This is a genomic window from Cloacibacillus sp. (genome assembly GCA_036655895.1).
Classification (GTDB): Bacteria; Synergistota; Synergistia; order Synergistales; family Synergistaceae; genus JAVVPF01.
Genome location: JAVVPF010000003.1, coordinates 92,779 through 99,898 on the forward strand (window position 1 = coordinate 92,779; position 7,120 = coordinate 99,898).

A 7,120-nucleotide genomic window follows, 5' to 3' on the forward strand; every position below is an offset into this window, starting at 1 on the left:
ACCGATAAACCGCGCGCAAGTCAAGCCCTTGACACGGAATTTATCGGTGTTGGCGCAATTATTACACCTTTATACCTTATTTCTCATGAATATTTTTATCGGCACTCCGTCAAAGTCCGCCAGGTCTCGCAGAAGGTTGTCAAGATGGCGTTTGAAGGACTTTGAGGCAAGTTCCGAATTGTTCACAAAGAATATGAACGCGGGGGGCGCGCCGTCCGCCTGAGTGCAGTAATAGACCTTGAGGCTGTGGCCTTTGCCGTCTCCGGGCATTCTTTCAAATATGAGCACCTCTTTGACAAGTTTGTTCAGTTCGGAGGTAGGTATCCTGCGGCGGCGGTTGTCGTCCACCTTGAGAATAAGCTCCGGCAGCTTGCCGATGCCTCGTCCTGAATGCGCGGAGATGAATACGCGCGGCGCGTGGTCGGCGAAGGGTATCTCTTCGATGAGTTTCTTCGTCATTACGTCGCCTATTTTTTCTTCTTTCGGAGCGAGGTCCCATTTGTTGACGACGAGGATGAGTCCCTTTCCGCGGTCAAGCACCTGACCTATGAGACGTTTGTCCTGCTCGGTCACAGGGTCCTGCGCGTCAAGAAGCACGAGCGCCACGTGACAGCGGTCTATCGCCTGGTAGGTGCGGACGTTTGAATAATATTCAAGGTCGGTGTTGACGCGGCTCTTGCGGCGCAGGCCGGCCGTGTCGAGGAAGCGGAACTTGTGTCCGTTCATCTCAACGAGCGAGTCCACGACGTCGCGCGTCGTGCCCGCGATGTCGCTCACCATAGAGCGTTCCTCTCCAGCGAAGGAGTTGAGCAGGCTTGACTTGCCGACGTTCGGGCGTCCGACTAACGCTACGCGTATCTCGTCGTCCTTGTCGTCGAACTCTTCGGAGACGAGCTTGTCCACCACATAGTCCATCATCTCGCCGAAGCCTGTGTTGTGCTCGGCGCTCGTAGCCGCCACCTCGTCAAAGCCGAGCGCGTAGGCGTCGGCCATCATGGTCTCTTCCTGGCGCAGATTGTCCAGCTTGTTCATGACGACGACTATCGGCTTGCCGCTTTTGCGCAGTTTGAGCGCAATTTCTTCATCCATCGGCGTGAGGCCCGTTTTACCGTCGATGACAAAAATTATTGCGCTGCTTTCCTCAATGGCAAGGTCCACCTGTTTCTCAATGAGGTCCATGAACGGGTGGTCTGTCTCCGACATTATGCCGCCCGTGTCGACTATATAAAACTTTTTGCCGCCCCATTCCGTTTCGCCGTAGAGCCTGTCCCTGGTCACACCGGGCTGGTCGTCTACAATGGCGGCGCGTTTTCCCAGTATGCGGTTAAAGATCGAAGATTTGCCTACGTTAGGCCGTCCCACAATAGCAACTATCGCCATATCTATCCTGCTCTCTTAAATTAATTTTTGAAACTGTGTATCGGCGCCGGTATCCGCCCTCCCCTGCTGATAAAAGCCGAACAGTCAAAGCTGTTCATTTTCATGACAGGAGCGTAGCCCAGCAGCCCTCCAAAGGTTACTGTGTCCCCGGCTTTTTTGCCATAGACCGGTATAAGCCGCACCGCGGTCGTCTTATTATTGATCATTCCTATCGCCATTTCATCGGCAATGATGCCTGATATAGACTCAGGCGAAGTATCTCCCGGAATGGCGATCATGTCAAGTCCGACGGAGCAGACGCAGGTCATCGCCTCCAATTTCTCAAGCGTAAGAGCTCCGGCCTCAGCGGCGTCTATCATGCCTTGGTCTTCGCTTACGGGGATAAAGGCCCCGCTGAGACCGCCGACATAGGACGAAGCCATGACGCCGCCCTTTTTGACGTTGTCGTTCAGTATCGCAAGGGCGGCCGTCGTTCCCGGCGCGCCGGGAAACGCAAGCCCCATCTCCTGCAATATCTCCGCTACGCTGTCGCCTACGGCGGGCGTCGGCGCAAGAGAAAGATCTATTATTCCAAAGGGCACTCCAAGACGAAGAGAGGCCTCCTTCGCAACAAGCTGTCCAACGCGCGTTATTTTGAAGGCCGTTCTTTTTACCGTTTCGCAGAGAGTCTCAAAGTCTGCGCCCCGCACGTTTTCCAGCGCCCGTTTTACCACTCCGGGGCCGCTTACGCCGACGTTTATGGCGCAGTCCCTCTCGCCTACTCCGTGAAAGGCGCCCGCCATGAAGGGGTTGTCCTCAACGGCATTGCAGAATACTACAAATTTTGCGCAGCCCAGAGAATCCTTCTCGCGCGATTCGTAAGCCGTCTTTTTTATCGTATGCCCCATCGCCTTCACCGCGTCCATGTTTATCCCGGAACGGCTGGACGCGAGATTTATGGAAGAACAGACTCGTTCCGTCACGGCAAGCGCCTCCGGCACGGAATCGATGAGACGCTGGTCTGAGGCGGTTATGCCTTTGTGTACGAGCGCGGTGAACCCTCCTATGAAGTTGACTCCGACCTCTTTTGCCGCACGGTCGAGCGTGCGCGCTATCTCAATATAGTTGTCTGTCACGCAGGCGGCTGCGGCAAGAGCTATCGGCGTTACGGAGATTCTTTTGTTGACCACCGGCACGCCGAACTCCATCGCGATATCATCCCCCGTTTTGACGAGGTTCTCAGCCGATTTTGTGATTTTATCGTAAAGTTTCACGCAAAATTGTTTTGTATCGGGATCGGCGCATTCCATTATGTTGATGCCCATCGTTATCGTGCGGACGTCAAGATTGTCCTCGCTGATCATTTCGTTTGTCTGGCGCGCCTCTGATTTAGTTATCATTAGATATGCCTATATCCTGTGCATACTGTTGAATATCTCTTCACGCTGGAACTTTATCATGTGCCCTATCGATTCGCCGAGTTCTTTCAATCCTCCGGCAAGCTCGCCAGGCGTACAGGTGCATTCTGAAATATCTATTATCATAAGCATCTCAAAGTAACCTTTTACGATAGTCTGAGAAATTTCCAATACATTCGCGTTTTTTTCGGCGAGATATGTGCAGACCTTTGCTATTATGCCAACCTGATCTTTTCCAAGTACAGTAACAATTGCCTTCATCTGTATTAAACCTCCTGTCGGCGCGGACGCCTTAATCAAGATACAATAATACAGTAGGAAAGCCCTTTCGTGTACCCTTTATATCAAAAAAAGGCTTTAATATTTCAGCTAATTCATGAAAACGTTTGGTACGTATCCATATTTCATTGTCTTTTTCTTCGGAAATCCAGTATTCAAAGTCTCTGTTCTGTAAAGTTTCGACAAACGAAGGGCCGTATATTTTCGGCATCGTCACCTTCAGCATCGGCGTGTAGGGCGGCAGCTCCCACTCGCGCCGTTCTTTGAGTTCGCGCCGCCAAAAAAGCCCCCAGCCGCGCGAAAGCGCCTCCTGCCAGCCCTTCCCGGGACGCCTGCTCTGGATGACGAGGCGGCGCTCAAGGGCGTCCGTTCCGCGCCACATAGACTCCCACAGCAGCGCGAAGGCCTTCGCTTTCGCGTCGTATTCCGGCTGGCGCGCCTCGGCGTCCGCGTCTATCCAGCCGACGACGGCGGGCGAAAGCCCGTCGCAGAGAGAAAGCAGCCTTCTGGTGCCTACGATGAGCGCGCCTGTGGGATAGTCCTCTTTTAATTTTTGCGCGTCTGGGATCTCGCCGTCATTTTTTTGAAGGAGGAGTACGTTTTTGAATTTATATTTGAGCGCGCCCTCCGCCCTCTCGTGCAGCGCCTCAAGGCCGGGGCGCACGCCCTGAAGCAGACGGCCGCCGCAGTTTGGACATTTTTCTGGCAGCGTCACGCGCTCGCCGCACGAAAGACAGCGCAAGACGCCGCGCTCCCACCTCATGGAGGAGCCGCATCGCACGCATCGCACGGAGCCGCCACATTCGTCGCAGACGATCTCGCCCGCGTATCCTTTGCGGTCGAGCAGCCACAGCGCCCAGCGCCCGGCGCGGCGCGCCGCGGCAGTTTCGCGCACCAACGGCTCGCTTATCGGCAGCGTGTCGCGCAGCGCGTCAAACTCGGAGGCGGCGGCCTCTTTTAAGCTTACGAAGACGAGCCTGCTTTCGTTTTTTGACTGAGGACATTCCGGCTCTGCCCGCAGAAATCCCTTTGACGACGGCATTGCACCGCCAAGGATAAATTTCGCGCCGGCAAACGCCGCGCGCGTTCCAAGGAGGCTTCTTATATTGAAGCAGGGATGGCTCTGTGTGCGCCAGCTTCCCTGATTTTCTTCGTCCATGACGATCGAGGCAAGTCCGGGCATCGGCAGAAAGGCCGCTCCGGGTGAGCCCGCGACAAATTTGAGCCGTCCGGCCTGCGCCTCTTTCCATATCTTCCACTGCTTTGAAGGCGAAGCGGGCCACAAAGCGCCGCCGTCCAGCAGATGAGGAGGCAGCGCCTCCCAAAAGGCGCGCGCCATGCCCACCTCGGGAAAGAGCACAAGCGATGGGCCGTCAGTATTTTCCAGCATCTCGACATATCTGTCATATCTCGTAAAAAGGTTTGCGTCGTAGACGTCGTGCGCGGAAAAGGAAGCTTTCGCGGCGGCCCGCGCAGGTGACGGCGGTATCTTTTCGTTTGTGAAGAATTTTGCCGGCAGCAGATTTTTCAAAGCAAAGCCGGCGCCTATGAACCACGTTTCCCCGAACCACAGAGCAAGACGCAAGAGCTCGTCTGGAAGCACCGGCGCTTCGTCGACAAGCTCAGCGATAGATTTTATCTTGGATTCGTCCGTGAAAGCGGAGGCCGAGTCGACGGTGACTCCTACGCGGAAACCGCGGCCCAGCGGAGCCGCTACGCGCAGCCCCGGGGCAAGAGCCTCAGTATGACGATATGTGAGAGGCGTCCACCACGGGGCGGGCATGACCGCGTGTATGAGGGGCATTATTTGCTGTGCGAAAGCTCTGAAACGGCGTCGAGGATGACGGCCGCCGCCTCGTCCTTTGTTCCTGAAAAACGCAGCGTATCCGCGCCGCGCCGCATGAGGGAGATAGCGTTCGTATCAACGGCGAAACCGGCGCCCTCTGCCGTCACGTCATTTGAGACTATCATATCGAGATTTTTTTCGCGCATTTTTTTATCGGCGTTTTCAAGCACGCGTTCTGTCTCCGCGGCAAAACCTACGACGAGCTGTCCCGGCCTTTTGCGCCGGCCGAGCTCCGCCGCGATGTCGCGGTTTTGCACAAGTTCAAGCGTCATGCCGGAGGCGCCGCCGCGCTTTATCTTTTGTTCCGCGACCTCGGCGCATTTGTAGTCGCCAACCGCGGCCGCCTTGATGATAACGTCTGCGCTCTCCGCCGCCTTCATGCAGGCGTCGAACATTTCGTCCGCGCTTTTTACCTCAACGACCTTTACACCGGAGGGACGCCTGAGCGATACCGGCCCCGTGATGAGCGTCACCTGCGCTCCGCGTTCCCACGCCGCGCGCGCCAGCGCGTATCCCATCTTTCCGCTGCTGGGGTTGCTTATGTAGCGGACTGGGTCTATATATTCGTGCGTAGGGCCGGCCGTCACCGCGACGTGCAGGCCGGTCATGTCCTTATTTTCCGTCAGAGCGCGAAGCACGTGGTCGTTTATCGCCTCTATCGACGGGAGGCGGCCTTTACCCTCGTATCCGCAGGCAAGCATCCCGCTGTCCGGGTCTATCACCTCCGCGCCGCTTTCGCGAAGCGTCTCGATGTTACGGCGCACAGGATCGCTTGCCAGCATATTGCAGTTCATGGCAGGAAAGAGCAGAAGCGGGCGTCTGTTGGCAAGAAGAGCCGCGGAAAGCAGACTGTTTCCGTCGCCGGAGGCGGCGCAGCGAAGCACGTTTGCGGTGCACGGCGCAATGACGAAGATATCCGCCCACTCCGTGAGGGAGATGTGCGGTATCTTCCAGCCGTATTCGGCGGAGAGGAAATCACTCTGCCTCCACACGCGCCGTTTGCTGAGAGTGGAAAGAGCAAGAGGGCTGACAAAAGCCTCCGCGGCCTCCGTCAGTATCGTCTCGACCTCGCATCCGAGCTTCATCCAGCTGTGCAGGAGGTCTGGCGCTTTGTAGGCCGCGATGCCTCCGCTTATTCCAAAGAGTACGTTTTTTTTACGCCGCGGGTTCATTGTCCGTCTTTGACGCGGGGACCGGGTCTATTATCTTGTATCTGAGTTTGCCCTCCGTCACCTCTTTGACGGCCTGCGTGATGTATTTTTCCTCGCCGGAAAAATCTTTGCGCTCGCTGAGCTGCCTTGAACGCGCGGAGATGACCAGTGTCAGTATGTACTTATTGGGAATGTTCTGCTCTTTGTAGATTTTCTCAAGATCCATGTATATCATGTAAGTTCCTCCTCAGGCTTTTCGATGCGTTTGTACTATCTCTATAAATTTCTGCACGGCGTTTTCGAGCCGGTCGTTTACTATTATATAGTCATATTGATCAGCGCAGGCTATTTCTTTTTCCGCGTTCTTTATGCGGAGCTTCTGCGCGTTTGCGTCGTCGCTGCGGCGAGCCGAGAGCCGCCGTACAAGCTCCTCAAAAGAGGGCGGCTTTACGAAGACCATCACCGCCTGCGGCATCTTTTCTTTTACGATGAAGGCGCCCTGCACGTCTATTTCAAGCACGACGTCCGTGCCGGCTAAGAGCGCTTTTTCTACAAAGTCGCGGCGCGTGCCGTAATAATGGCCGTGAACGTTTGCGTATTCCAGAAAATCGCCCGCTGCTATGTGGCTTTCAAACTCCGCGTCAGTGAGGAAGTAGTAGGTCACTCCCTCTTTGTCCAGCTCCGGGCGCGGCTCTCTCGTGGTGCACGAGACGGAATACCACATGTTGCCGAGCTTCGGCAGGGCATTTTGCAGAATTGTGCCCTTGCCTACCCCGGACGGCCCGGAAAAAATGTAAAGCGTGCCGCTCATTGTTTTTCGTCATCTCCTTCAAAACGCGCCGAAATAGTCTCAGGCTGGATGGCGGAGAGTATGACGTGTCTGCTGTCCATTATGAGGATGGCCCTCGTCTTGCGTCCCTGCGTCACGTCTACAAGAAGGCCGGCCTCTCGCGCTTCGTCCTTCAGCCGGCGAATAGGCGCCGAGTCAGGGCTGATTATAGAGACGACGCGTTCTGCTGCGACCATGTTGCCAAAGCCTACGTGTACTAATTTATAACCCATGCCAA

8 protein-coding genes are annotated in these 7,120 nt (G+C 55.6%); all 8 read right to left on the bottom strand.

The window, feature by feature from the left end; genetic code table 11:
- Nucleotides 1-69 precede the first annotated feature (69 nt).
- From der to RRY12_02170, 8 genes are read right to left on the bottom strand one after another with little or no spacing between them, the layout of a single operon-like run.
- Complete coding sequence (gene der / locus RRY12_02135) at nucleotides 70-1,380, bottom strand: ribosome biogenesis GTPase Der (protein ID MEG2183450.1); 1,311 nt, start codon at nucleotides 1,378-1,380, stop codon at nucleotides 70-72.
- Between the two features lie 20 nt (nucleotides 1,381-1,400).
- Nucleotides 1,401-2,759, bottom strand: coding sequence for a PFL family protein (locus RRY12_02140; GenBank protein ID MEG2183451.1), 1,359 nt, complete (start codon nucleotides 2,757-2,759; stop codon nucleotides 1,401-1,403).
- 9 nt (nucleotides 2,760-2,768) lie between these two features.
- Nucleotides 2,769-3,038 (bottom strand): ACT domain-containing protein, encoded by a 270-nt coding sequence (locus RRY12_02145; GenBank protein MEG2183452.1) that lies wholly within the window; start codon nucleotides 3,036-3,038, stop codon nucleotides 2,769-2,771.
- Nucleotides 3,039-3,069: 31 nt separating this feature from the next.
- Nucleotides 3,070-4,860 (bottom strand): hypothetical protein, encoded by a 1,791-nt coding sequence (locus RRY12_02150; protein MEG2183453.1) that lies wholly within the window; start codon nucleotides 4,858-4,860, stop codon nucleotides 3,070-3,072.
- The gene (coaBC, locus tag RRY12_02155; GenBank protein MEG2183454.1) at nucleotides 4,860-6,074 is read right to left on the bottom strand and encodes a bifunctional phosphopantothenoylcysteine decarboxylase/phosphopantothenate--cysteine ligase CoaBC; all 1,215 of its coding nucleotides are present in this window, start codon (nucleotides 6,072-6,074) and stop codon (nucleotides 4,860-4,862) included. Before coaBC ends, RRY12_02150 begins: the two co-directional genes overlap by 1 nt.
- Nucleotides 6,058-6,288 carry a DNA-directed RNA polymerase subunit omega gene (locus RRY12_02160; protein ID MEG2183455.1) on the bottom strand — a complete coding sequence of 77 codons (231 nt, stop codon included), beginning with the start codon at nucleotides 6,286-6,288 and terminating at the stop codon, nucleotides 6,058-6,060. Before RRY12_02160 ends, coaBC begins: the two co-directional genes overlap by 17 nt.
- Before the next feature lie 12 nt (nucleotides 6,289-6,300).
- Nucleotides 6,301-6,864: a guanylate kinase gene (gene gmk / locus RRY12_02165; GenBank protein MEG2183456.1), complete on the bottom strand. Its 564-nt coding sequence runs from the start codon at nucleotides 6,862-6,864 to the stop codon at nucleotides 6,301-6,303.
- Entirely contained in the window at nucleotides 6,861-7,115 is a 255-nt protein-coding gene (locus RRY12_02170) for a DUF370 domain-containing protein (GenBank protein ID MEG2183457.1), read from the bottom strand. Before RRY12_02170 ends, gmk begins: the two co-directional genes overlap by 4 nt.
- Nucleotides 7,116-7,120 lie beyond the last annotated feature (5 nt).

What these genes read in the sequence shown, in the direction of transcription:
- coaBC (MEG2183454.1), bottom strand. Translation starts at nt 6,074, where the DNA reads ATGAACCCGCGGCGTAAAAAAAACGTACTCTTTGGAATAAGCGGAGGC.
- gmk (MEG2183456.1), bottom strand. Translation starts at nt 6,864, where the DNA reads ATGAGCGGCACGCTTTACATTTTTTCCGGGCCGTCCGGGGTAGGCAAG.
- RRY12_02140 (MEG2183451.1), bottom strand. Translation starts at nt 2,759, where the DNA reads ATGATAACTAAATCAGAGGCGCGCCAGACAAACGAAATGATCAGCGAG.
- RRY12_02160 (MEG2183455.1), bottom strand. Translation starts at nt 6,288, where the DNA reads ATGATATACATGGATCTTGAGAAAATCTACAAAGAGCAGAACATTCCC.
- RRY12_02145 (MEG2183452.1), bottom strand. Translation starts at nt 3,038, where the DNA reads ATGAAGGCAATTGTTACTGTACTTGGAAAAGATCAGGTTGGCATAATA.
- der (MEG2183450.1), bottom strand. Translation starts at nt 1,380, where the DNA reads ATGGCGATAGTTGCTATTGTGGGACGGCCTAACGTAGGCAAATCTTCG.
- RRY12_02170 (MEG2183457.1), bottom strand. Translation starts at nt 7,115, where the DNA reads ATGGGTTATAAATTAGTACACGTAGGCTTTGGCAACATGGTCGCAGCA.
- RRY12_02150 (MEG2183453.1), bottom strand. Translation starts at nt 4,860, where the DNA reads ATGCCCCTCATACACGCGGTCATGCCCGCCCCGTGGTGGACGCCTCTC.